This is a genomic window from Spirillospora sp. NPDC048824, assembly GCF_043198455.1.
In the GTDB taxonomy this organism is placed as follows: Bacteria; Actinomycetota; Actinomycetes; order Streptosporangiales; family Streptosporangiaceae; genus Spirillospora.
This window is the reverse complement of the sequence record NZ_JBICUS010000015.1, coordinates 179,851-202,086: the sequence shown is the minus strand read 5'-3', so window position 1 is coordinate 202,086 and position 22,236 is coordinate 179,851. Positions and strand designations below refer to the sequence as shown.

Annotated in this window: 22 protein-coding genes; 16 read left to right on the top strand and 6 right to left on the bottom strand. The window is 73.5% G+C overall.

From position 1 onward, the window contains the following. The first annotated feature begins 93 nt into the window (after positions 1-93). The 10 genes from ACGFIS_RS27790 to ACGFIS_RS27745 all read left to right on the top strand — a co-directional run bounded on the left by ACGFIS_RS27790 (position 94) and on the right by ACGFIS_RS27745 (position 9,704). On the top strand, positions 94-1,086 hold the full coding sequence (locus ACGFIS_RS27790; protein WP_392973088.1) for a hypothetical protein: 993 nt from the start codon (positions 94-96) through the stop codon (positions 1,084-1,086). Between the two features lie 145 nt (positions 1,087-1,231). Beyond that, positions 1,232-2,839, top strand: a complete 1,608-nt coding sequence (locus tag ACGFIS_RS27785) for a nitrilase-related carbon-nitrogen hydrolase (protein ID WP_392973087.1) — start codon at positions 1,232-1,234, stop codon at positions 2,837-2,839. Continuing rightward, entirely contained in the window at positions 2,836-3,639 is an 804-nt protein-coding gene (locus ACGFIS_RS27780; RefSeq protein WP_392973085.1) for an oxidoreductase, read from the top strand. Before ACGFIS_RS27785 ends, ACGFIS_RS27780 begins: the two co-directional genes overlap by 4 nt. After that, positions 3,636-4,565, top strand: coding sequence for an alpha/beta hydrolase family protein (locus tag ACGFIS_RS27775; protein WP_392904712.1), 930 nt, complete (start codon positions 3,636-3,638; stop codon positions 4,563-4,565). The genes ACGFIS_RS27780 and ACGFIS_RS27775 overlap by 4 nt, the downstream gene beginning before the upstream one ends. A 9-nt stretch (positions 4,566-4,574) precedes the next feature. Continuing rightward, the gene (locus ACGFIS_RS27770; protein ID WP_392904715.1) at positions 4,575-5,828 is read left to right on the top strand and encodes a Rieske 2Fe-2S domain-containing protein; all 1,254 of its coding nucleotides are present in this window, start codon (positions 4,575-4,577) and stop codon (positions 5,826-5,828) included. Beyond that, entirely contained in the window at positions 5,825-6,631 is an 807-nt protein-coding gene (locus ACGFIS_RS27765; RefSeq protein ID WP_392973083.1) for a hypothetical protein, read from the top strand. Before ACGFIS_RS27770 ends, ACGFIS_RS27765 begins: the two co-directional genes overlap by 4 nt. After that, positions 6,624-7,571: a hypothetical protein gene (locus ACGFIS_RS27760; protein ID WP_392904720.1), complete on the top strand. Its 948-nt coding sequence runs from the start codon at positions 6,624-6,626 to the stop codon at positions 7,569-7,571. The genes ACGFIS_RS27765 and ACGFIS_RS27760 overlap by 8 nt, the downstream gene beginning before the upstream one ends. Next, the gene (locus ACGFIS_RS27755) at positions 7,568-8,356 is read left to right on the top strand and encodes an SDR family oxidoreductase (RefSeq protein WP_392904722.1); all 789 of its coding nucleotides are present in this window, start codon (positions 7,568-7,570) and stop codon (positions 8,354-8,356) included. Before ACGFIS_RS27760 ends, ACGFIS_RS27755 begins: the two co-directional genes overlap by 4 nt. Beyond that, entirely contained in the window at positions 8,353-8,964 is a 612-nt protein-coding gene (locus ACGFIS_RS27750; protein ID WP_392904725.1) for a hypothetical protein, read from the top strand. Before ACGFIS_RS27755 ends, ACGFIS_RS27750 begins: the two co-directional genes overlap by 4 nt. After that, on the top strand, positions 8,961-9,704 hold the full coding sequence (locus ACGFIS_RS27745; RefSeq protein ID WP_392904728.1) for an arylmalonate decarboxylase: 744 nt from the start codon (positions 8,961-8,963) through the stop codon (positions 9,702-9,704). The genes ACGFIS_RS27750 and ACGFIS_RS27745 overlap by 4 nt, the downstream gene beginning before the upstream one ends. A gap of 13 nt (positions 9,705-9,717) precedes the next feature. Here ACGFIS_RS27745 and ACGFIS_RS27740 read toward each other — a convergent pair whose 3' ends face one another. The 3 genes from ACGFIS_RS27740 to ACGFIS_RS27730 are packed head-to-tail and all read right to left on the bottom strand — an operon-like array spanning position 9,718 to position 11,832. Beyond that, positions 9,718-10,506, bottom strand: a complete 789-nt coding sequence (locus ACGFIS_RS27740) for an SCO1664 family protein (RefSeq protein ID WP_392973081.1) — start codon at positions 10,504-10,506, stop codon at positions 9,718-9,720. Positions 10,507-10,559: 53 nt separating this feature from the next. Continuing rightward, positions 10,560-11,108 (bottom strand): DUF3090 domain-containing protein, encoded by a 549-nt coding sequence (locus ACGFIS_RS27735; RefSeq protein ID WP_392904733.1) that lies wholly within the window; start codon positions 11,106-11,108, stop codon positions 10,560-10,562. A gap of 10 nt (positions 11,109-11,118) precedes the next feature. Continuing rightward, on the bottom strand, positions 11,119-11,832 hold the full coding sequence (locus tag ACGFIS_RS27730) for a histidine phosphatase family protein (RefSeq protein WP_392904736.1): 714 nt from the start codon (positions 11,830-11,832) through the stop codon (positions 11,119-11,121). 76 nt (positions 11,833-11,908) lie between these two features. On the opposite strand from ACGFIS_RS27730, the gene corA reads away from it, so the two are divergent. After that, on the top strand, positions 11,909-12,880 hold the full coding sequence (gene corA / locus ACGFIS_RS27725; protein ID WP_392973079.1) for a magnesium/cobalt transporter CorA: 972 nt from the start codon (positions 11,909-11,911) through the stop codon (positions 12,878-12,880). Here corA and ACGFIS_RS27720 read toward each other — a convergent pair. Further along, positions 12,877-13,485 carry a hypothetical protein gene (locus tag ACGFIS_RS27720; protein WP_392973077.1) on the bottom strand — a complete coding sequence of 203 codons (609 nt, stop codon included), beginning with the start codon at positions 13,483-13,485 and terminating at the stop codon, positions 12,877-12,879. The genes corA and ACGFIS_RS27720 overlap by 4 nt on opposite strands. 129 nt (positions 13,486-13,614) lie before the next feature. On the opposite strand from ACGFIS_RS27720, the gene ACGFIS_RS27715 reads away from it, so the two are divergent. From ACGFIS_RS27715 to ACGFIS_RS27705, 3 genes are all read left to right on the top strand, one after another. Next, positions 13,615-14,565: an aldo/keto reductase gene (locus tag ACGFIS_RS27715; protein ID WP_392904744.1), complete on the top strand. Its 951-nt coding sequence runs from the start codon at positions 13,615-13,617 to the stop codon at positions 14,563-14,565. Positions 14,566-14,616: 51 nt separating this feature from the next. After that, positions 14,617-16,512 (top strand): helix-hairpin-helix domain-containing protein, encoded by a 1,896-nt coding sequence (locus ACGFIS_RS27710; RefSeq protein WP_392904747.1) that lies wholly within the window; start codon positions 14,617-14,619, stop codon positions 16,510-16,512. Between the two features lie 105 nt (positions 16,513-16,617). Continuing rightward, positions 16,618-17,265 carry a hypothetical protein gene (locus ACGFIS_RS27705; RefSeq protein ID WP_392904749.1) on the top strand — a complete coding sequence of 216 codons (648 nt, stop codon included), beginning with the start codon at positions 16,618-16,620 and terminating at the stop codon, positions 17,263-17,265. A 288-nt stretch (positions 17,266-17,553) separates the two neighbouring features. Here ACGFIS_RS27705 and fabI read toward each other — a convergent pair whose 3' ends face one another. Together fabI and ACGFIS_RS27695 are read right to left on the bottom strand one after the other, a co-directional pair. After that, positions 17,554-18,333, bottom strand: coding sequence for an enoyl-ACP reductase FabI (gene fabI, locus ACGFIS_RS27700; RefSeq protein ID WP_392973075.1), 780 nt, complete (start codon positions 18,331-18,333; stop codon positions 17,554-17,556). 5 nt (positions 18,334-18,338) lie between these two features. After that, positions 18,339-19,043, bottom strand: a complete 705-nt coding sequence (locus ACGFIS_RS27695) for a beta-ketoacyl-ACP reductase (protein ID WP_392904754.1) — start codon at positions 19,041-19,043, stop codon at positions 18,339-18,341. Between the two features lie 164 nt (positions 19,044-19,207). On the opposite strand from ACGFIS_RS27695, the gene ACGFIS_RS27690 reads away from it, so the two are divergent. After that, entirely contained in the window at positions 19,208-20,707 is a 1,500-nt protein-coding gene (locus ACGFIS_RS27690) for a TldD/PmbA family protein (protein WP_392973073.1), read from the top strand. A 5-nt stretch (positions 20,708-20,712) separates the two neighbouring features. Further along, positions 20,713-22,089, top strand: coding sequence for a metallopeptidase TldD-related protein (locus ACGFIS_RS27685; protein ID WP_392973115.1), 1,377 nt, complete (start codon positions 20,713-20,715; stop codon positions 22,087-22,089). Positions 22,090-22,236: the final 147 nt, after the last annotated feature.

Genomic DNA, 22,236 nt, shown 5'->3' with positions numbered 1-22,236 from the left:
CGGGCCGTTGACGGGCGGCGCCCGGAGGCCGCTAATTGAGGAAACAATGGAAACGTCGTTTCACAGAGTGGAACGACAAGCTCCGGAGGCAGCATGCGTGCCACCCGCGCAGCCCGAGCCCTGGCCGTCGCCACCACCGCCGTCGCCGCCGCCACAGCCGTCGCCACCGCGCCGGCGGCCGCGGCTCCCGCCCGGGCCACCGCCACCAGGATCCAGACCACGGTCGAGATCCGGTGCGCGTTCACGACCCTCGACCAGAGCGCCGACTGGTACTTCCCGTCCGGGACCCCGGAGGGCCTGGTCTGGCTCCAGCACGGCTTCGCCCGCGCCAACGACCACGTCGCAGACCTGGCGGGCGAGTACGCGTCCGCGGGCTACCTGGTGTTCGCCCCGACCCTGCCCAGCGGGCACATCTTCGGCTGCACACTGCAGAACATCGGCAACAACACCGACTTCCTCGGCAACGTCGCCGACCTGTTCGGCAGGGCGTCCGACCCCGACGGCAAGCTCGGCCGCAGCCTGGCCAGGGCCAAGGCCGAGGCCGGGCGCCCGGAGGTGACCATCCCGTCCTCCATGGTCTTCTCCGGCCACTCGGCCGGCGGCGAGGCGGTCGCCTACGTCGCGAACCGGGTTCGCACCGACCACCCGGCGGCGTGGACGGGCCTGCGCGGCCTGGTGCTGCTGGACCCGGTGAAGTCCTTCATCGGCGACAACCTCGTCACGGGCCTGGACGGGCTGGACGGTACCGGCCGGCAGATCCGCACGATCTCCGCGCCCGACAACCCCTGCAACAACGGCAGTTCCGGCACCGAGGCCGTCCAGTCCGAGGTGCACGGCCCGTTCGTCGGCGTGCGGCTCACCAGCGGGGACCACACCGACGCCGAGGGCGCGAGCACCGACTCGATCGGCACGATCGCCTGCGGCACCCCCGAGGCCGGGAACGTCGCCGCCCTGCAGACGTTCGCGGTGGCGTGGGCCAGGGACGCCTTCGACGGCACCCGGACGCCCGCCTACCTGCCCGGCGGCGCCTACTACCAGAACCTGCTGTCGGCGGGCACGATCGAGACCCTGACCGGGGCCTCCTGACCGGACGCGCGGCCCCGGCCTCCGTTCCCGCGGGCGCCGGGGCCCGCCGCCGGACCCGAAGTTTCTCGGCGGGACTATGGCGGCCACCGGACCGCGATTGTAGGGTTTGGAAACAGCGTTTCGCCAGTGGAACCAGGAGGTCCCCATGGGTCCGGTCCGGGTGGCCGCCGTCCAGTTCGCGGCCGGGCGGGACGCCGGCGCGAACCTGGCCACCTGCCTGCGGCTGATCGACGAGGCGGCCGGCACGGGCGCTGACCTCATCGTCCTCCCGGAGTTCTGCAACCGCATCTCCTGGTACGACGACCGTGACGCGGCGGTCGGGAACGCCTGCCTCCCGGACGGGCCGTTCCTGACCGCCGTCGCCGCCCGGGCCGCCGCGCACCGCGCGCACGTCAAGATCAATGTGACGCTGGCCGGCGCGGACGGCCGCGTCACCGTCGCGAACCTGCTCTACGGACCGGACGGCGCCCTGCTCGGCCGCTCGGACAAGCTCGTCCTCATGGGCGCCGAGGGCGACCACCTCGACCCCGGCACCCGGGCCGGGCCGGTGATCGCCACCCCGCTCGGCCGGCTCGGCATGTACGCGTGCATGGAGGGCGTCACCAGCGAGGTCCCCCGCGACCTCGCCGTCCGGGGCGCGCAGGTGCTGCTCAACAGCCTCAACTCGTTCGCGGTGGACGAGGCGAGCCTGCACATCCCCGTGCGGGCCGCCGAGAACCGCGTGTGGGTGGTGGCGGCCAACAAGGTCGGCCCGCTGCTGCCCGCGGAACTGCTGCCCGCCATCGGCGAACGGCTCGGCGTCCCCGCCGACCTGCTGGACGGCGCGGGCGAAAGCCAGATCGTCGCCCCCGACGGCACCGTCGTGGCCAAGGCGCCGCGCACCGGGGAGGCGGTCGTCGTCGCCGACATCGACCCCGCGCTCGCCGACGACAAGGTCCGCCCGGACGGGACGGACCTGTTCGCGGCGCGCAGGCCCGCGCTCTACGCGCCGATCGTCGCCACGCCGGGGCCGCGCACCGCGCCCGCCGGGGCGGCGAAGCTCACCGCCGCCGTGGTCCGCTCCCCGGGGCTCGTCGCCGAGGCGGCGCGGGCGGGCGCCGAGCTCGTCGTCCTGCCCGAACTCGCGTTCGGCGCCGCAGCCGGGCCCGGCGAGGTCGCCCGCGCGCTCGCCGCCGCCGTCCGGGGAACCGGCGCCCACGCGGTGACCACCGTCCGGGACGGCGGCGCGCACACGGCGTACCTGGTCGGCGCCGGCGGCATCGCGGGCCGCCAGCCCCGGCTGCACGGCGGCGCCGGGGAACGCCTGGAGATCTTCACCCTCCCCTGGGGGCGGCTCGTGCTGATCGCCGGCGACGACGCGCTGTTCCCCGAGACGTTCCGGCTCGCCGCGATCGCCGACGCCGACGTGGTCGCCGTGCCGTTCACCCCGCTGGAACCGTGGGAGACCGGGCTGGGGCTGCCCGAGCGGTCCGCCGAGAACCGGCTGAACGTCGTCGCGTCCGGCCCGGACGGCGGCCTGATCCTGGCCCTGCCGGCCGACTTCACGCTGTGGACGTCGTGGGACGGCCCGTTCGAGGGCCGCATCAGCCACCCCCTGGTCACCCGGACCGAAGAGCCCGTGACCATCGCGGCCGTCCACCCCGCCCAGGCCGTCAACCGGCTCGTCTCCAAGAACACCGACCTGGTCGGCGGGCGCCCCGCGCACGCGGTCGCCGCGCTGGCCGACGACGCACCGAGCGGAGCGCCCCGTTGAAGGAAACCCTGCAGCACGTTGAGCAGATGCTCGACGAGTCCCCCACCGTGGACGTGACCGAGACCTTCCACCGGTTCGGCGCGATCCTCGACGGGCTCAAGGCGAAGATCGACGCCCGGTTCGAGCTGACGCGCGACCCGTCCACCGAGGCGCTGGAGTCCTACGGCACCTACCCCGACGGGCCGGGCGGGACGCTCGCCGCCTACAGCGGGCCGGAGGTCGACTGGATGGTGCGCTCCTGGCTCGGCAACCCGGCCGCGAGCTTCGCCAACCTGCACCTGACCGTGTGGCTCGGCCCGCAGATCCGGGTACCGCACCTCGGCATCGCGCTGCTGGTCTGGCCGGAGGGCTGGTTCTACGCCGACTCCGTGCCGCGGGCGAACCTGCTCACCGACGGCGCGTACTACGACCGGTACTACGAGCCGCTGAACGACGGGTGGCTGGCGTTCCGCGAGCAGAACCCCGACTTCGAGTGGTTCACCAGCCGCGCCGGCTTCATCCGGGCGAGCCTGTCGCCGACCGCGCACTGCCACTCCTTCCCCCGCGCGGAGAAGAACATCGAGCTGGTGGGGCAGGTGCTGGAGGAGCACGTCGGCCGCTGGCTCGGCTGGGTCGACGAGGCCGAACCCGTCCCCGAGGCCGAACGGCCCGCGCTCGCCGCCGCCGACCTGGCGACCCGCCGCAACATCGCCGACCGCGACCCCGCCAACGTGATGGGCGTCCGCTACTTCGGGCAGGAGACCACCGACCGCCTCGTCCGCGGGCTGTGGGGCGGCGACCGGGAACTGCCGCGCCCATGAACGTCCGGTCCCTGTGGTGGTCGGCGGGAACCGGCGGCAGCCCGCCCTTCGGCACCGCCCACATCAAGGTCTACTACCCGGCGCGCGCGGAGGGCACCGACGCCGAGCGGCTCTCCGGGCGGATCCCGCCCGACCCCGCCGGCGCGCCCTACCCCGTCGTGGTGTTCTGCTCCGGCGTGAACGTCGAGCAGTCCGTGTACCGCCCGTTCGCCGCCGCGATCGCCGCCGCCGGTTTCGCCGTGGTGACGTTCGACCGGGTCGCCGAGCTGTTCGGCGGCCAGGTCGGGCTCACCCCCGGCGTCGACCTGGACGCGGCCCGTCCCGACGCCTACGGCACCCGCCCGACCTGCCCGGCGCTGCCCGCCGTGATCGGCGCGCTGGAGGAGATCGGCCCGCTCAAGGGGGTGCTCGACCTCGACCGGATCGCGCTCGGCGGGCACTCGGCGGGCGGCACCGTCGTCCTGCAGTCGGCCCGGTTCGTGCCCGGCGTCCGCGCCTGCTTCGCCTACGGCGCCCACACGATGGTCGCCACCATGCTGGGCTGGCCGGCGGGCACCGTCCTGCCCGCGCAGGTCGAATGCCCGGTGCTGCTGGGCGTCGGCAGCCGCGACGGCGTGATCGCGGGCAGCTCCGACCGGTACGGGCAGGACGCCGGAGCCGATCCGGTGACCCGCACCTTCACCGAGGCCCTGTCGGGCCCCGATGACCTGCTCGCCGTCCTCAAGGGCGCCAACCACTTCGCCATCGCGGACCCCGTCGACCCGACCGCGGCCCGCGCCTTCCTCGACCTGGAGCCCGAGACCGACCCCGCCGCGGCCCGCGGCGCCTACACGGACCTCACCGTCGCCTTCCTCCGCGCCCACCTGCGCGGCGAGGAGACGGCGCCGTCCGCCGACCCGGCGCACATCGACCTGCGGCGCCGATAGGGAGCCGACATGCTCAAGAACTTCTGGTACGCGGTGGAGTTCGCCGACGCCGTCACCCGCGCCCCCAAGCGCGTCACCTGCCTCGGCCAGGACTTCGTCCTCTACCGCAAGCGCGACGGCGGCGCGGTCTGCCTGTCCGACCTGTGCGCCCATCGCGGCGCCGCGCTGTCGATGGGCAAGGTGGTGGACGACCAGATCGCCTGCCCCTACCACGGCTGGCGCTACGAGCCGGGCGGCGGCTGCACCCTGATCCCCGCCAATCCCGAGGGCCGCGGCATCCCCAAGAAGGCCCGCGTCGACTCCTATCCCGTCCGGGAGGAGTACGGCATGATCTGGGCGTTCCTCGGCGATCTTCCGGAGGGCGAGCGGCCCCCCATCCCGCACTTCCCCGAGGACGACGACCCGGCGTTCGCCCGGGTGAACGTCGAGATGGTCATCGAGGCCAACTACGAGCGGACGTTCGAGAACGTCGTGGACGCCGCCCACACGCCGTTCGTCCACGGCACCCGGTTCGGCAACCCGGACAAGCCGCAGATCCCCGACTACGAGATCACCCAGGACGACTGGTCGGCGGTGGCCGACATCCTGCTCAGCCCGCCGCCCGCGCGGGGCCTGTGGAAACGCCTCTACAAGAAGGAGGGGCCCAGCGAGCTGGTCGTCACCAACGGCTGGTTCCTGCCGAACATCGTCAAGCTGCACGTCCGGCTGCCGTTCGGCGACATGATCCTCTACGACCACAACGTCCCGCTGAGCCGGGACCGCACCCTCGTCAAGATCGTCGGCTACCGGAACTTCTTCACCGGGAAGTGGGCCGACCGGGACGCCCGCCGCCGCATCGCGAGCATCCTGCTCCAGGACAAGCCCGTCGTGGAGAGCCAGCGCCCCGAGCTGCTGCCCTACGACCTGCCCGCCGAACTCCACCTGCGCAGCGACGCCCTCCAGGTCGCCTACCGGCGCCGCCGGCGGCAGCTGATGGCCGACGGCTGGTGGATCGGCGACGAGGACATGATGTCCGACGCCGGGCCGCGCCAGAGCGCCGTCGTCATCGCCTCGCCCGCCCGCCGCGAGAACCCCGAGCTGGCGCGGGCCTGGATGCACAGAGCGCGGGGCGCGGAAACACCGAGCGCGAAGACGCCAGGCACGGAGACGCCCGGCACGGAGACGCCCAATGGCACGGCGAAGGACGCGCCCGCGGGCGGCGCGCCCGCGGAGGACACCGTGACGGCCGCGCAGGCGACCGGCGAAGGAGAAGAGGACAAGTGACGACGTCCCTGCCCAAGGCACTGAGCGACCGGACGATGGCGGCGCTGGCCGGCGTCGAGAACCTGACCCGGGTCGCCGAACGGGAACTGACGAGCCCGATGTCGCCCGGCCCGGTCGGCGAACTGGAGGTCCTGCGCGGCGAGCGCATCGCCAAGGTCGTCCGCATCGCGCTGACGGTCGGGCAGATCGGCATGGACAGCCACATGATCTTCGCGTTCACCCCGGCGGACTCGGCCGTCCCGCACTTCACGCTCGACTCGGTCATGGCGGGCGGCCGGCTCGCCTACCACATCGACCTCGTCCAGCGCGCCGACCTGGCCTGCCACCTGGAGTACACCGACGCGGTCTACCAGCCCCTCACCCCGGCGTTCGAGGAGGTCCGCGAGCGGTTCGGGCCGTCCACCGCCGCGATCGGCCCCCGCCAGCACGCGATGATGTCGCCCTGGATGCTGGTGAACCGGGCCGACGAGGAGCACTTCACCCGGATCGGCGCTTACCTGGAGCGGTACTTCGAGCACTGGCGGGGCCTGGTCGACAAGGGCCTGCGCGCCGAGGTCCTGGCGACCCTCGCCGACACCGACCTGGCGGCGCGCGACGAGCGCAGCCGGGCGAACCTGTTCAGCCCGGAGGTCGACCCCGTCTGGGCCAACGTCACGCGGCTGCTCGGCGACGAGCAGACCGAGGCGCTGCGCGGCGAGCTGCTGACGAACGAGCTGCCGGCGAACAAAGTGCCGGCGAACAAAGTGCCGGCGAACAAAGTGCCGGCGAACAAAGTGCCGGCGAACGAGGTGCGGGGTGGCTGAGCCCAGCGAGTGGCAGACCCGGATCGCCGGCGAATGGCACGGCCGCCCGTCGCTGTTCGACGGCACCGGGACCTGGCAGGGCTACGAGGACATCCGCCGGTCGTCGGTGTTCGAGGACGGGACGACCACCTACTACATGGACGGCGGGCTGGAGGGCGGCGGCCCGCTGGCCGGGCGGTTCCGGCTGGGCGCGCCGTTCGCGTTCGGGGTCGTCGACTCAGACAGCGACCGCATCTACACCGGCCCCGACTTCCACGGCACCGGCCAGCCCTACGGCGGGTTCGTCGACGCGCACTACTACGGGCCCGGCTGGCAGGTCGACCTCAACACCTGGAACCACGTGCTCCCGGACGGCGAGACGCAGGTCTACTCGTCCACCCTCTACCAGGGCTGGGCGCTCGTCGGCTGCTTCAACGGCGTCTACCGGCGCACCACCGACTACGACGCCAACCCCGGGACCAGGGAGGCGATCGCGGCGTTCCTCAAGGACGAGACCCGCAACGGCCCGACGCCCCACATCCTGCCCACCAAGCAGGCAGGCGCCTACTCCGGCACCTGCGAGCTGTGGGGCGCCGACCAGAAGCTCATCGGCGACGTGACCGTGTCGGTCGAGCTGGAGCCGGTCGACCTGCTGCGCACCCGCCGGCACGTCACCTGGTCCGGCGCCCTCGACCGCACGTACACGGTGGAGGCCCGGCGGGACGGGTTCCGGCACTTCTACGAGGGCCCGGACGCCTGGGGCAACGCGATCTCGTTCGGCCGCGCGAACTACCCCAGCCTGCACTTCACCGACGTGTGGAAGGCCAAGGGCCGCGAGTTCATGATCGACGCCTCCCCGGGGATGTCGGCCGGCGAGACGCTGACCGCCGTCTACGAGCTGTTCGAGGGCAACGTGCTGACGTGCGTGCTGCACGGCGTCCTCACCTGGGAGGCGGCATGACCGGCCAGGCGGCCACCGTGGTCATCACGGGCGGCACCCGGGGCATCGGCCTCGGCCTGGCACGGGAGTTCCTCGCCAGGGACGCGCGGGTCGCGATCTGCGGCCGGTCCCGCGAAGGCGTCGGCAAGGCCGTCGCCGAACTCGGCGAGGGCGCGATCGGGACGGTCTGCGACGTGGCCGACCGCGACCAGGTGCAGGCCCTGTGGGACTGGGCCGCCGCCGAACTCGGCCGCATCGACCACTGGATCAACAACGCCGGCGTCTCCACGTCCCGCGTGCCGCTCGCCGAAACGCCCGCCGGGCAGCTCGACACGATCGTCGCCGTCAACCTGCTCGGCACGCTGCACGGCAGCGCCGTGGCGGTGGCGGGCATGACCGCGCAGGGCGGCGGGACGGTCTGGAACATGGCCGGCCTCGGCAGCGACGGCCGCACCGTTCCCGGACTGATCGCCTACGGCGCCACCAAACGCGGTTCCGACTACCTCACCACCGGGCTCGCCAAGGAGGTACAGGGCGGCCCCGTGAAGGTCGCGCACCTGTCCCCCGGCATGGTCGTCACCGACCTGCTGCTCAGGGACTACTCCCCCGAGGAGCTGGAGAAGGCCAAGAAGATCTTCAACATCCTCGCCGACCGGGTGGAGACCGTGACGCCCTGGCTCGCCGCGAAGATCCTCGCCGGCACCCGGAACGGCGGGAAGGTCGCCTGGCTGACCACACCCAAGATCATGGGACGTTTCGCCGCGGCGCGGTTCCGCAAGCGCGACCTGTTCGCCGACGCGCCATGACCGGCTACCCGGTCTCCCTCGCCGTCGAGGACTTCGTCCCCGTCGCGCTGACCGCGCTCGGCGTCGCGGCGCTGCGGCACCGCCATCCCCTCGTCCTGCCCGCGGCGGTCCTGGTGGTGTCCGGCGGGTTCGCCAAGGCCACGTGGAAGCTCATCGTCGCGCTCGGCGGCCCCGACCTGCAGTGGCTGCATCACGCGCTGTTCCCGCTGCTGGCCACCGGATTCACCCTGCTGGCGTTCGCGCTGACGCGGGGCCGGTGGCGGGCCGTCCTGCCCGTCCCCCCCGCCGCCGCCCTGGCCGCCTCGGCGGCCCTGCGCGACACCTGGCCCGCCATGGTGTGGACGATCGCGGCGGTGACCGCCGCGGCGGTGCTGCTGGCGCTGGAGGCCCGCCGCCGCGGCGACCCGTTAACGGCGGCGCTGTTCACGCTGTGGCTGGCCGCCCAGTACCTGCTCGGCCCGATGGCGGCACGGGCCGAGCAGTCCATCGCCCTGCAGTGGGCCGAGCAGTCCTGCAACACCATCGCCCAGGCGGCCTTCGCGGCCGCCGCCTGGCGGCTCGCCCGCACCACCGAAGCGAACGAGACCAAGGAGGCGGTGCCGGCATGACCGACGCACTCGGCTGGCGGCGCAAGTTCGGAGTCATCGCGCCGTCCACCAACACCATCGTGGAGCCCGACTTCCACCGGATGGGCGTCGCCGGCGTGACGTCGCACTTCTCCCGCATCCACATCCGCGACCAGAACATGGACGGCGACGCGGGCATGGAGCGGCTGCTGGAGCAGATCCGCGACGAGATCGGCGCGGCCTGCGAACGCGTGCTGACCTGCGAACCGGACTACATGGTGATGGGCATGTCCGCCGAGACGTTCTGGGGCGGCGTGGAGGGCAACAAGGAGTTCGTCCGCCAGATCCACGGCATCACCGGCCTGCGGGTGGCGACCGGGGCCGAGGCGTGCGAGCGGGCCCTGAAGCTGTACGGCGCCCGGCGCATCGGCGTCGTCACGCCCTACCAGCCGGTCGGCGACGAGAACGTCCGGCGGTTCTTCACCGAGATCGGTTTCACCGTCGACGAGATCATCGGCCTGAAATGCCCGACGGCGGTGTCCATCGCGCACGTCACCGTGGACGAGCTGCGCACGGCCCTGCGGGAGCTGGCCGCCGGCGAGGTGGACGCCATCGTCCAGTGCGGCACGAACCTGTCGATGGTCGGCCTGGCCGACGAGGCCGAACGGTGGCTGGGCCTGCCCGTCATCGCGATCAACGCCGCCACCTGGTGGATGGCCCTGCGCGACAACGGCGTCGACGACCGGGTCGAAGGCGCCGGCGGCCTCCTGCGCGACCACTGACCCCGGGGGCCGGCTACAGCGGCGGCCAGGGGATGGCGGGCCAGTCCTCCGGCGGATACGGGTGGATCCGGTGCTTGAGCATCAGTTCCACCCGGCGGCGGGTGGCGTCGACCTCGTCGGGGGTGAGGAGTTCGGCCAGACGCGCGCCGAGGGCGCCGCCGCGCAGGCCGTCGTCCACGCGGCCGAGGGCCTCCAGGGCCTCGGCCGTCAGCGGCTTGCCGCGCCACTGCCACAGGACGGTGCGGAGCTTGTAGTCGGCGGAGAAGCAGACGCCGTGGTCGCAGCCGTAGACGTGGCCGTCGCCGGGCGGCAGCAGGTGGCCGATCTTGCGGTCGGCGTTGTTGACGACGGCGTCGAACACCGACATGCGGCGGATCGCGTCGTCGTCGGAGCGGGACAGGGCGACGAGGTCGATGTCGGGATCGGGTTCGACCCACAGCTGAACCATGCCCGGCCCGTACGGGCCGTCGCGGTGCACGGTGGGCGGGACGGTCCCCCACCCCATCGCCTTGGAGACCTCGTAGGCGGCGACCTCCCGCTCGGCGAGGGTGCCGTCGGGGAAGTCCCACAGCGGGCGCTCCCCGGCGACCGGCTTGTAGACGCAGCCCGCGGAGAGGCCGTCGTGGTCGACGGAGCAGTACAGGGTGGCGTTGGACGCCTGGACGAGCCTGCCCTCCACGCTGAGCCGCCCGGCCGACAGCAGCCGCTCGGCTCCCTCGACGTCGCGGGGGGAGACCCGGCGTCCGGGCTCGCTCCGCCCGGCGCCGTCCGCTGGCGCCCGGTCGCGGGAGGACTGCGTCATGCGATCATTCTCCCGGCCGCGTCGTCCATGATCCAGCATGGGTGGAGGTCATCTCAGCCGAGGTATCCGTTCTGGCGGGGGCACACGTGCCCCTCGGTGTCGAGGGGCAGGCCGCACAGCGGGCAGGGCGGCCGCCCGGCGGCGACGACCTTCAGGGCCCGCTCGGCGAACGCGCGGGCCTGCGCGGCGCTGATCCGCACCCGCAGCACCGCGATGGCCGGGTCCTCCTCGCCGACCTCGGCGTCCTCCTCCGCCTCGGTGACCTCCTGCGCCTCGATGACGACCTGCTCGTCGTCCGGATCCCAGGCCAGCGCCATCGTGCCGACCTTGAACTCCTCCTCCACCGGCTGGTCGAGGGGGCCGTCGTCCTGGAGCTCCGACGGCGTGACCGCCGGCACCGTGGCCTCCCCGCCGGTGCGCCGCAGCACCTCGTCGAGCAACTCCTCCAGCCGTTCGGCCAGCAGCGTCACCTGGAACTTCTCCAGGCCGACGCTGGTGACGCGGCGGCCCGAGCGGGCCTGCAGGAAGAAGGCGCGGTCGCCTGGCCGCCCGACGGCGCCGGCGACGAAACGCTCCGGCGGGTCGTAGGAGATGACGGGCATGACATCGACCCTACGCGCCGCCGCCGACGGGCGCGTCCCCCGGCCCGAGTCCGTCTTTCCCGGAACCTTCCACCGGCTGCTCTGGAACGAGACCGGCCACATCGCCGCCGGTGTCGTTGACGCGGACGACGAACGGGCGCGTTTCGGTGTACCGGATGACGGTGAGCGACGCGGGGTCGGCCTGGATCCGCTGGAACTGGTCGAGGTGGAGGCCGAGCGCGTCGGCGACGACGGACTTGATGATGTCGCCGTGGCTGCACACCGCGTAGAGGGCCTCGGGGCCGTGCGCGGCGGCGATCCGCTCGTTCCAGTCGCGGACGGCGGTGACGGCGCGGTGCTGCGCGCCCGCGAGGGACTCGCCGGCCTCGCCGGGGAACCGGACGGCGCTCGGATGGGCCTGCACGACCCGCCAGAGCGGCTCCTCGGCCAGTTCCTTGAGGGGACGGCCCGTCCAGTCGCCGTAGCGGACCTCGCCGAACCGCTCGTCCGTCTCGATCTTCTCGATGGGGCCGTCGTGCCCGGCGGCGATCGCCTCGGCGGTCTCGGCGCAGCGTTCCAGGGGGCTGGTGACGACCGCGGCGAGCGGGAGGGACGCCAGGCGGCCGGCGAGGCGGGCGACCTGCGCGCGGCCTCGGTCGTCGAGCCGGACCCCGGGCGTCCAGCCGGCGAGCACGGGTCCGGTCATCGCGGTCAGGCCATGCCTCACCAGCAGGAGTGTGGTCACAGCAGCCACTCTAGGAGATGACGGGCAGCCTGGTGGTGGGCGCCCCCGCGCCGGCGGATACGGGAGAATGCGTGCCGTGATCGTGGACAAGGCCATCTACGCGCGCGGCACGCGCCGCGACATCGAGGGCGACATCAGCGACGCCTTCGACCTCGCCCGCCAGGACGGCGACTGCTTCCTCTGGATCGGCATGTTCGAGCCGGACGAGGCCGAGTTCGAACTGGTCAGGGACGAACTGGAGCTGCACCCGCTCGCCGCCGAGGACGCCGTGTCCGCACACCAGCGGCCCAAGCTGGAACGCTACGACGACACGCTGTTCATCGTGCTGAAGACGCTGACCTACATCGACGCGACCTCCGACATCGAGGTCGGCGAGATCATGCTGTTCCTCGGCCGGGACTTCGCCGTCACCGTCCGGCACGGCGCCGGCAACCCGCTCGGCCCCGCCCGCGGGCGGCTGGAGGAGTCGCCCGAGCTGCTCCAGCACGGCGCCGCCGCCGTCCTGTACGCGGTGTGCGACGAGGTCGTCGACCGCTACGGGCTCGTCGCACACGAGGTCGAGGTCGACATCATCGGGCTGGAGCGCGCCGTGTTCGACCCGGGCGCGCGGGACGTCACCGCCGACATCTACTCCCTCAAGCGGGAGGTGCTGGAGTTCCGCGGCGCCGAGGACCCGCTCGTCCCGGTGATGCAGGAGATCGTGAAGGGCCGCGTCCCCGAGTGCGGTTCCACCCGGGAGTACTTCCGCGACGTCCTGGACCACCTGCTGCGCGTCGACGAGCAGGTCGACGCGCACAACGAGCTGCTCAACAGCGTGCTGAACGCGCACCTCGCGCTCCTCGGCAAGCGGCAGAACGAGGACATGCGCAAGATCTCCGCGTGGGCCGCGATCATCGCGGTGCCGACGGCGATCGCCGGGATCTACGGCATGAACTTCGACCACATGCCCGAACTGCACTGGACCTTCGGCTACCCGCTGGTCCTCGGGGTGATGGCGGTCATCTGCGTGCTGCTGTTCCGCAGGCTCCGCAGGAGCGGCTGGCTCTAGCCGCCCCTGACCGCCGGGGCGGCGAGCAGGACCGCCCACAGGTGCGACTCGGCGCCGTCGGCCTCCAGGCGGCGCCGGATCCGCTCCACGGCGCCGCGGGCCGGCAGCGCCAGCCAGAGCAGCAGCGGATAGCCGATGGCGAACCCGGCGACGAACACCAGCTCGCTGTGCCCCACCATGGCCAGCGGCAGGCCCAGCAGGATCACGCCCTCGGCGAGCGCGAACCGCAGCAGCACCGCCTGCCGGAACATCATGAGCGCCGTCCGCGCCGCCGTCCGCCGATCCGACCCGGGGGGCATCGGGCGCGGCGCGCGCGGCCCGGCCAGGAGCGCGGCCAGCGCCGCGGCCACCAGCGGGAGGTAGATCCAGAGCGGCGTCTCCTCGTCGCCCTGCACGATCGCCGGCGTGATCGCCAGGATGAGGACGGGGGCGGCCACCAGGACCAGCATCATCAGGCGCATCCGGCCGAGCTCGGTACGGCCGCGCAGGGAGGCGGCGAAGCCGGGGTCGTCGCCCGGTCCCGCGCCGAACACCGGTGCCAGATCCGGCCCGCCGTCGCCGTCCGGCGTCTTCGGCGAGTACATCGAGAACGGTGGTGGCGCCATGGCGCGAAACTTTAGCCGGGCGGCGTCCCCGGCAATAGACCTCACCAGGATCTTTGCGCCGGGCGGGAACCCGGGCGGGGGCCCGCTCACGTCCCGGTCGGCTCGCCCGGACCGCTAGATTGACCGCCCATGAAGGAGCGTCACCTCGGGCGGAGCGGGCTGCTGGTGTCCCGGCTGGGCCTCGGCACCATGACCTGGGGGCACGACACCGACCCGGACGAGGCCGCGGCACAGCTCGCCGCGTTCGTGGACGCCGGGGGCACGCTGGTGGACACCGCCGACGTCTACAGCGACGGCGCCAGCGAGCGGATCCTCGGCCACCTGCTGCGCGAGACGGTCGACCGGGACGGCCTGGTCATCGCGACCAAGGCCGCGATCAGGCCGAACGGACGCTACGACGGATCCCGCAGGCACCTGCTCCACGCCCTCGACGCCTCCCTCGACCGGATGGACCTGGACCACGTCGACCTGTGGCAGCTGCACGTGTACGACCCGGCCACGCCGCTGGAGGAGACGCTGTCGGCGCTGGACGAGGCGGTCGCGTCCGGCCGGGCCCGCTATGTCGGGGTGTCCAACTACGCGGGCTGGCAGGTGTCGAAGGCCGCCGCCTGGCAGCGGGCGTGGCCCGGTCGCGCCCCGGTGGTGTCGGCCCAGCTGGAGTACTCGCTGCTGCGCCGTGACATCGAGCGGGAGGTCGTGCCCGCCGTGCTGGACGCCGGGGCGGGGCTGCTGCCGTGGTCGCCGCTCGGCCGGGGGGTGCTCACCGGCAAGTACCGCACCGGCATCCCCGCCGGGTCGCGCGCCGCCGCGCCTCATTTCGCCGAGTTCGTCCAGCCCTACCTCGACGAGGAGTGCGCCCGGATCGTGGAGTCGGTGGTGACCGCCGCCGAGGGCCTCGGACGCTCCCCGCTGGCGGTGGCGCTCGCGTGGGTCCGCGACCGCGACGGTGTCGCCGCGCCGATCGTCGGCGCCCGCACCGCCGCGCAGCTCACCGCCATACTGGACAGTGAGGACCTGACGCTCCCGGGCGAGATCCGCGGCGCGCTGGACGACGTCTCCGACACCTCGTCCGGCGCGTGACACGCTCGGGACGGTCCACCGCCAACCGTGATCAGCCGCGACGGGAAGCCCGTGACCGACACCCCTGACCCCACCCCCGCCGAGCGGGCGGCGCGCGCCGCGGAGGCCATGCGCGCCGCCGAGGCCGCCGCCGCGGCCCTGGACGGCCGCCGCGACGAAGAACGCGGCGGCGACCGCGAGCCCGCGCCCGCACAGGCAGCGCCCGCCGGGCCCGCCCCGACCGCGCGGGAGGGCCTGCGTGCCCTCACCGAGCTGTTCTCCGCGACCGGCGTCCCCGCGCCGCTCGCGTCCCGCGCCGCCGCCCGGCTCGGACCGGACGCCGCCGCCGGGCTGCGCGCCGACCCGTGGCGGCTGCTGCGCGTCCCCGGCGTCCGGCCGCCCCAGGCCGACCACTTCGCCCGCGCCGTCCTCGGGCGGGACGCGGCGCCGGGCGACCCCCGGCGCGGCCGCGCCCTCGTCCTGTACCTGCTCACCGAAGCCGCCCGGGAGGGCCACACGGTCACGCCCGCCGCCGCCGTGATGTCGGCGCTGGAACGCGTCCGGCTCCCCGACCCGCAGGCCGCCGTGGAGGCCGCGCTGGACGAGGCGGAGGTGCTCTCGCTCACCGAGGAGCCCGAGTTCGGCGAGGCGGCCTTCGAGGAGGACGCCGAGCCGCCGGAACCGGAGGAGACCCTCGGCCCGGCGCGGTGGGCGCTCGCCGAGGAGGCGGCGGCCGAAGGGTTCCAGCGGCTGTCGCTGACGGCCGCGCCGCTGCTGGACGACGTCGCCGTCAAGGGCCTGCGCGACGGCCTGCCCGAGGACCGCTCCCTCGCGCTCACCGCCGCGCTCCGCACCGGCGTGAGCGTCCTGCGCGGGACGCCGGGCGACCTCGCGCGCACCGCCCTCGGCATCGCCGCCGCGGCGGCGGGCCAGGGCGTGCGCACCGCCGTGGCCGCTCCGACCGACCACGCCGCCGCCGACCTGCACGCGGACGCCGAAGGGGTCACGGTCACGAGCCTCCACCGGCTGCTGGAGCCGCAGGACGAGCCGGCAGCCGCGCCGGGGGCCGTCGTGTACGGGCGCGGCGAGCGGCGTCCCTTCGACCTCGACCTGATCATCGTCATGGACGCCGCGGTGCTCGACGTCGAACTGTGCGCGGTGCTGGCCGAGGCGTGTCCCGACGGCGCCCATCTCGTGCTGTGCGCCGAGCCGGGCGCGCCGCCGCCCGCCGGGCCGGGCCGGCCGCTGGACGACCTGGAGGCGTCCGAGACCGTCCCCGTCGTCACGCTGGACGCCGCGCCCCCGTCCGGTCCGCTCGGCGAGCTGGCCGGCGCCGTGCGCGGCGGCGACCTGGCCGCCGTGGACGCGCCCGGGCACGAGGTCGTGATCGTGCCCGCCGCGAGCCCCGGCGAGGCGGTGCACCGGGCCGTCCAGCTCGTCACCGACTCGATCCCCCGCGCGCTCGGCATCGCGGTCGAGGACGTCCAGGTCGTCGCGCCGGCCGCGGGCGGCGAGGCGGGCACCGGCGCCCTCAACGCGGCGCTCAAGGAGCGGCTGAACCCCGGCCCCGGCAGGTTCGGCGGGATGGACCCCGGCGACCGGGTGGTCGTCGCCGCCCCCCTCCCCCACGCCGCGCTCGGTGAGACCGGCGTGGTGACCGGCGGCGGCCCGCACGGGCTGGACGTCGACTTCCCCGGCGGCGCGGCCGTCGTCGCCCCGGCGGACGCGTCCCGGCTGCGGCACGGCTGGGCGGTGACGGTCGCTCAGGCGCGCGGGACGCGCCGTCCCGCCGTGGTGGCGGTCATGTCGCCCGCGGGCCTGTCACGGCCGCTGGTGGCCACCGCGTTCGGGCTGGCGCGCCGGCACCTGTCGGTCGTGCAGGCGGCCGGCCCGGACCTGGTCAGGGCGGTCCGCGAGAACGGCGCGCCCGCGCGGCGCACCAGGCTCGCGAAACTGGTGATCCACTGAGGCCATGGCGGGTAAAGAAACGCCCGTGTCGCGGTTTACGGACGGGCCCGTATGGGACACGATGTCAACAGGGTCAGCGAATGCGCGAACGGGTGGAGGAGCGGCATGCCCCAGCGGCTCAGGCGGGTCGGTACGGCTTCGGCGGCGGTCTCGGCGGGCGCGCTCGTCCTGCTCCTGTCCGCCCCGGCGGCCGAGGCGGCCGAGGTCTGCAAGAAGGGCGTCGACCCGGAGACCACGATCGAGAACTGGAAGTGCAACCTCGGCAACATCCGCGAGGCGCTCACTCCGAAGACGCCGACGCCCACGCCGGAGCCCACCCCGTCCAAGACCGCCCCGAAGAAGACCACGTCGAGCAAGAGCTCGGGGAACAAGACGTCCAAGGCGCCCGCCAAGAAGACCCGCAAGCCGTCCTCGGCCCCGAGCGGCGGCGGCGCGGCGGCGCCTCCGCCCGTGATGACCGACTCCACGGTGTCCCGCCCGCTCACGGAGAAGGCGCCGTCCACCGCGACCGGCCTCCCGGGGGTCCTGCCCACCCCCGAGATCGCCGCGGACCCGAACGCCCACCGGCAGAACCCGCCGGCCGGGACGGCAGCCATGCCGCAGACGCGCCTCATCTCACCCGTCGCGGCCTCACAGCAGGACAACGGCCAACTGCTCCTGGTCGCCGCCGCCGCAGGCGCCGCGGGCGCCGCCGGCGCCCTCAACCTCAGCGTCGCCGGCCGCACCCGACGCAGGCGCCGCACCACCAGGTAACACGCGAGCCCGCACCACCAACCGACACGCGATCCCGCGCTACGAACCGGCACGCGATCCCGCGCCAGCCGACAGGCGATCTCCGGTCCGCACCGACCCCGGCCGACACCGCAACCCCGCGACGACCCAAACCGTCGCGATCGCGTCCGAAGGCAGGTTTCGAGCGAAGCAAGAAACCTGATCGCGCAGCGAGCCGCAAGGCGAGTTCGGAGCGATGCAGCGATCGCACCGCAGTTCCCGCCGAAGGAGGGCGCTCTAGCGCCCGACGCCAAGGGAACTGCAAAAAAACTACGCGCCCATGGCGTGGATGCCGCCGTCCACGTGGACGATTTCGCCGGTGGTAGCCGGGAACCAGTCCGACAGCAGGGCGGCGCACGCGCGGGCCGTCGGCTCGCTGTCCTTGACGTCCCAGCCGAGCGGCGCGACCTGCGGCCACATCTCCGTGATCTGCTCGAAACCAGGGATGCTCTTGGCCGCCATCGTGGCGAGCGGCCCGGCGGCGACGAGGTTCACCCGGATCCCCTGGGGGCCGAGGTACTTGGCCAGGTAGCGGCAGCAGGACTCCAATCCGGCCTTGGCCACGCCCATCCAGTCGTACACCGGCCACGCCTTGGTGGCGTCGAAGTCCAGGCCGACGACCGATCCGCCCTCCTTCATCAGCGGCAGGCACGCCATCGTCAGCGACTTCAGCGAGTACGTCGAGGAGTGCACGGCCGTCGCCACGTCCTCCCACGGCGTCTCCAGGAAGTTGCCGCCGAGCGCGGTCTGCGGCGCGAACCCGATCGCGTGGACGACGCCGTCCAGGTGGTCGAAGCCGTTGTCGCGCAGGTTCCCGGCCAGCGCGTCCAGCTGCTCGGCGTTGGTCGCGTCCAGCTCGATCACCGGCGGCGGCGAGTCGGGTCCGGTCGGGAGCCGCTTGGCGGTCCGGGCGGTGAGCGTCGGGCGCGGGTAGGCGGTCAGCACCACCTCGGCGCCCTGCTCCTGCGCGACGCGCGCGACGTGGAAGCCGATCGAGGCGTCGGTGAGGACGCCGGTGACCAGGATGCGCTTGCCTTCGAGGATTCCCATGTCCGTCAGTGCCCCATTCCCAGGCCGCCGTCGACGGGGATCACGGCCCCGGTGATGTAGGCGGCGTCCTCGCTCGCCACGAACCGCACGGCCTTGGCGACCTCGTCCGGCTGCGCGATCCGCCCCAGCGGGATCGCCGAGGTGATGGCCTTCTGCTGGTCCTCGGTCAGCACCGCCGTCATGTCGGTGTCGACGAATCCGGGCGCCACCACGTTGACGGTGATGCCGCGGGAGCCGAGCTCGCGGGCGAGGGACCGCGCGAACCCGACCATCCCCGCCTTGGACGCGGCGTAGTTGGCCTGGCCCGGCGAGCCCATCAGGCCCACCACCGAGGAGACCAGCACGATGCGTCCCTTGCGCTTGCGCATCATGGCCTTCACGCCGCGCTTGGCGACGCGGAACGCGCCGGTCAGGTTCGTGTCGATCACCGAGGTGAACGACTCCTCGCTCATGATCGCCAGCAGGGTGTCCTTGGTGATCCCTGCGTTGGCGACGACCACCTCGACCGGGCCGTGCTCCGCCTCCACCTTGCCGAAGGCGGCGTCGACGTCCTCGGCGCTGGTCACGTCGCACCGGACGCCGAACAGCCCCTCGGGGGGCTCACCGGACCGGTAGGTGACGGCGACCGCGTCGCCCGCGGCGGCGAGCTCTCGGGCGATCGCGAGGCCGATGCCCCGGTTCCCCCCGGTGACGAGGACAGAGCGACTCATCACGACCCTCTCGTTGGCTGCTCCTGGCACACCGCGTCGCACGGTGATGACAGCGCACGACACTAGCGGCCTTCCGGCGGGCTGCGGATGTGCCGAACCGACAAGATCCGCTCACCGGTGTTTGTTCGGGTGCCCTCCCGGGCGCGGCGGGTAGGTTCCCAAGGGTGCATGACATCGATCCCGCCTTCACCGCGCTGCCGCTTCACGCGCTGGCCGACGCGGCCCTGTCCCGCGCCCGGGAGCTGGGCGCCGAGCACGCCGACTTCCGCCTGGAGCGCATCCGCAGCCAGACACTCCGCCTGCACGACGCCGCACTGGAGACCGCCATGGACGCCGACGACGTGGGCCTGTCGGTCCGGGTCGTCAAGGACGGCACCTGGGGCTTCGCCGCCGGCGTCGACCTGACGCCCGAGGGCGCCGCACGCGTCGCCGCCCAGGCGGTGGACGTCGCGGCGGTCGCCAGGGCCGTCAACCGCGAGACCATCGAGCTGGCCCCCGAACCGGTGCACGGGGAGCGCACCTGGATCTCGGCGTACGAGGTCGACCCGTTCGACGTGCCGACCGCGGACAAGGTGGCGCTGCTGTCGGGCTGGAGCCGCATGCTGCTCGGCGACGACCGCGTCGACCACGTGGACGCGACGCTGCTGCAGGTCAAGGAGAACAAGTTCTTCGCCGACCTCGCCGGGACCGTCACCACCCAGCAGCGCGTCCGGGTGCACCCGGTCGTGAACGCCGTCGGCATCTCCGGCGGCCTGTTCGACACGATGCGCACGCTCGCGCCGCCCGCCGGGTACGGGTGGGAGTGGTTGTCGGGCCGGCACTGGGACTGGGACGGCGAACTGGCCCGCATTCCCGAGCTCCTCGCCGAGAAGCTCGCCGCGCCGTCGGTCGAGGCGGGCGTGTACGACGTCGTCGTCGACCCGTCCAACCTGTGGCTGACGATCCACGAGTCGATCGGCCACGCCACCGAGCTCGACCGGGCGCTCGGATACGAGGCCGCCTACGCGGGCACGTCGTTCGCCACCCCCGACAAGCTCGGGAACCTCCAGTACGGCTCCAAGGTCATGAACATCACCGGGGACCGCACCACCGAACACGGTCTGGCCACCATCGGTTACGACGACGAGGGCGTCGAGGGCCAGTCCTTCGACATCGTCTCCGGCGGGCTGTTCACCGGCTACCAGACCGACCGCCGCATCGCCCGCCTGACCGGCGCCGGCCGCTCCAACGGGTGCGCGTTCGCCGACGCGGCGTCCAGCATGCCGATCCAGCGGATGGCGAACGTGTCGCTGAAACCCGCCGAGGACGGCCCGTCCACCGACGAGCTGATCTCCGGCGTCGACCGCGGCATCTACATCATGGGCGACAAGAGCTGGTCGATCGACATGCAGCGCCACAACTTCCAGTTCACCGGGCAGCGGTTCTACCGGATCGAGAACGGGCGGCTCGCCGGGCAGCTCCGCGACGTCGCCTACCAGGCCACCACGACCGACTTCTGGAACTCCATGGAGGCCGTCGGCGGGCCGCGGACGTACGTGCTCGGCGGCGCGTTCAACTGCGGCAAGGGCCAGCCGGGGCAGGTCGCGCCGGTCAGCCACGGCTGCCCGTCCGCGCTGTTCCGCGGCGTCAACATCCTCAACGCCCTGAAGGAGGCCGGCCAGTGAGCGCCATGAGGCCGCAGGAGGCCGTCGAGCGGGCACTGTCGCTGTCCCGCACGGACGACTGCATCGTCATCGCCGACGAGGCGAGCACCGCGAACCTGCGGTGGGCGGGCAACACGCTCACCACCAACGGCGTGACCCGCTCCAACCGCCTCACCGTCATCGCGTTGCGCGACACCGCCGACGGCGTCGCGGCGGGCGTGGTGTCGCGGTCGGCCGTCGCCGCCGACGGCATCGAGGACCTGGTGCGCGCCGCGGAGGCCGACGCCGCAGCGGGCGAGGCCGCCGAGGACGCCGCCCCGCTGATCACCGGGGGCCCGGCCGCGGCCGGGTGGGACGACGACCCCGCCGAGACCGGGATCGGCGTGTTCGAAGGGTTCGCGCCCGCGCTCGGCGAGGCGTTCGCCGCCGCGCAGGCCGGCGACCGGCGCCTGTACGGGTTCGCCAACCACATGCTGACCTCGACGTTCCTGGGCACCTCGACGGGGCTGCGGCTGCGCCACGACCAGCCGACCGGGCTGCTGGAGCTGAACGCCAAGGGCGCCGGCGGCTCGGCGTGGGCGGGCACCGGCACCCGCGACTTCACCGACGTCGACGTCGCCGCGCTGACCGGCGGCCTCGCCCGGCGGCTGGAGTGGGGCGAGCGGCGCGTGGACCTGCCCGCCGGGCGGTACGAGACGATCCTGCCGCCGTCCGCCGTCGCCGACCTGATGATCTACCTGTACTGGTCGGCGGGCGCGCAGGACGCCCAGGACGGCCGGACGGTGTTCAGCGCCCCCGGCGGCGGCACCCGCGTCGGCGAGAAGCTCGCGAGCCTGCCCGTCACGCTGTCCAGCGACCCGGCCGCGGCGGGCCTGGAGTGCGCCCCGTTCGTCGTCGCGCACGCCTCCGGCCGCGAATCGTCGGTGTTCGACAACGGCCTCGCGCTCGGCGCCACCGACTGGATCAGCGACGGCACCCTCACCTCGCTCACCCAGACCCGGCACTCGGCGGAGCGCACGGGGCTGCCGCTCACCCCGCCCATCGACAACCTGACGCTGTCGGGGCCGGGCGGCGGCGCGTCCCTGGAGGAGATGGTCGCCCGCACCGAACGCGGCCTGCTGCTGACGTGCCTGTGGTACATCCGCGAGGTCGACTCGCAGAGCCTCCTGCTGACCGGCCTCACCCGCGACGGCGTCTACCTCGTCGAAGACGGGGAGGTCGTCGGGGCGGTGAACAACTTCCGGTTCAACGAAAGCCCGGTCGACCTGCTGTCACGCCTGACCGAGGTCGGCGAGACCGGCCCGGCGCTGCCGCGCGAGTGGTCCGACTACTTCAACCGGGCCGCCATGCCGCCGATCAGGATCGGCGACTTCAACATGTCGACGGTGTCGCAGGCGTCCTGACGTCCCGCGCGGCCGGGGCCCCCCCCCCCCGGGGGGGCCCCCCCCCCCGGGGGGCCCCCCCCCGCCCCCCCCCAAAAAGGTGTGCAGGGTGTTGGGGACCCCCCCCGGCACGCGAAGGCCCCCGCCCCCCGGCCCCCCCAACCACAA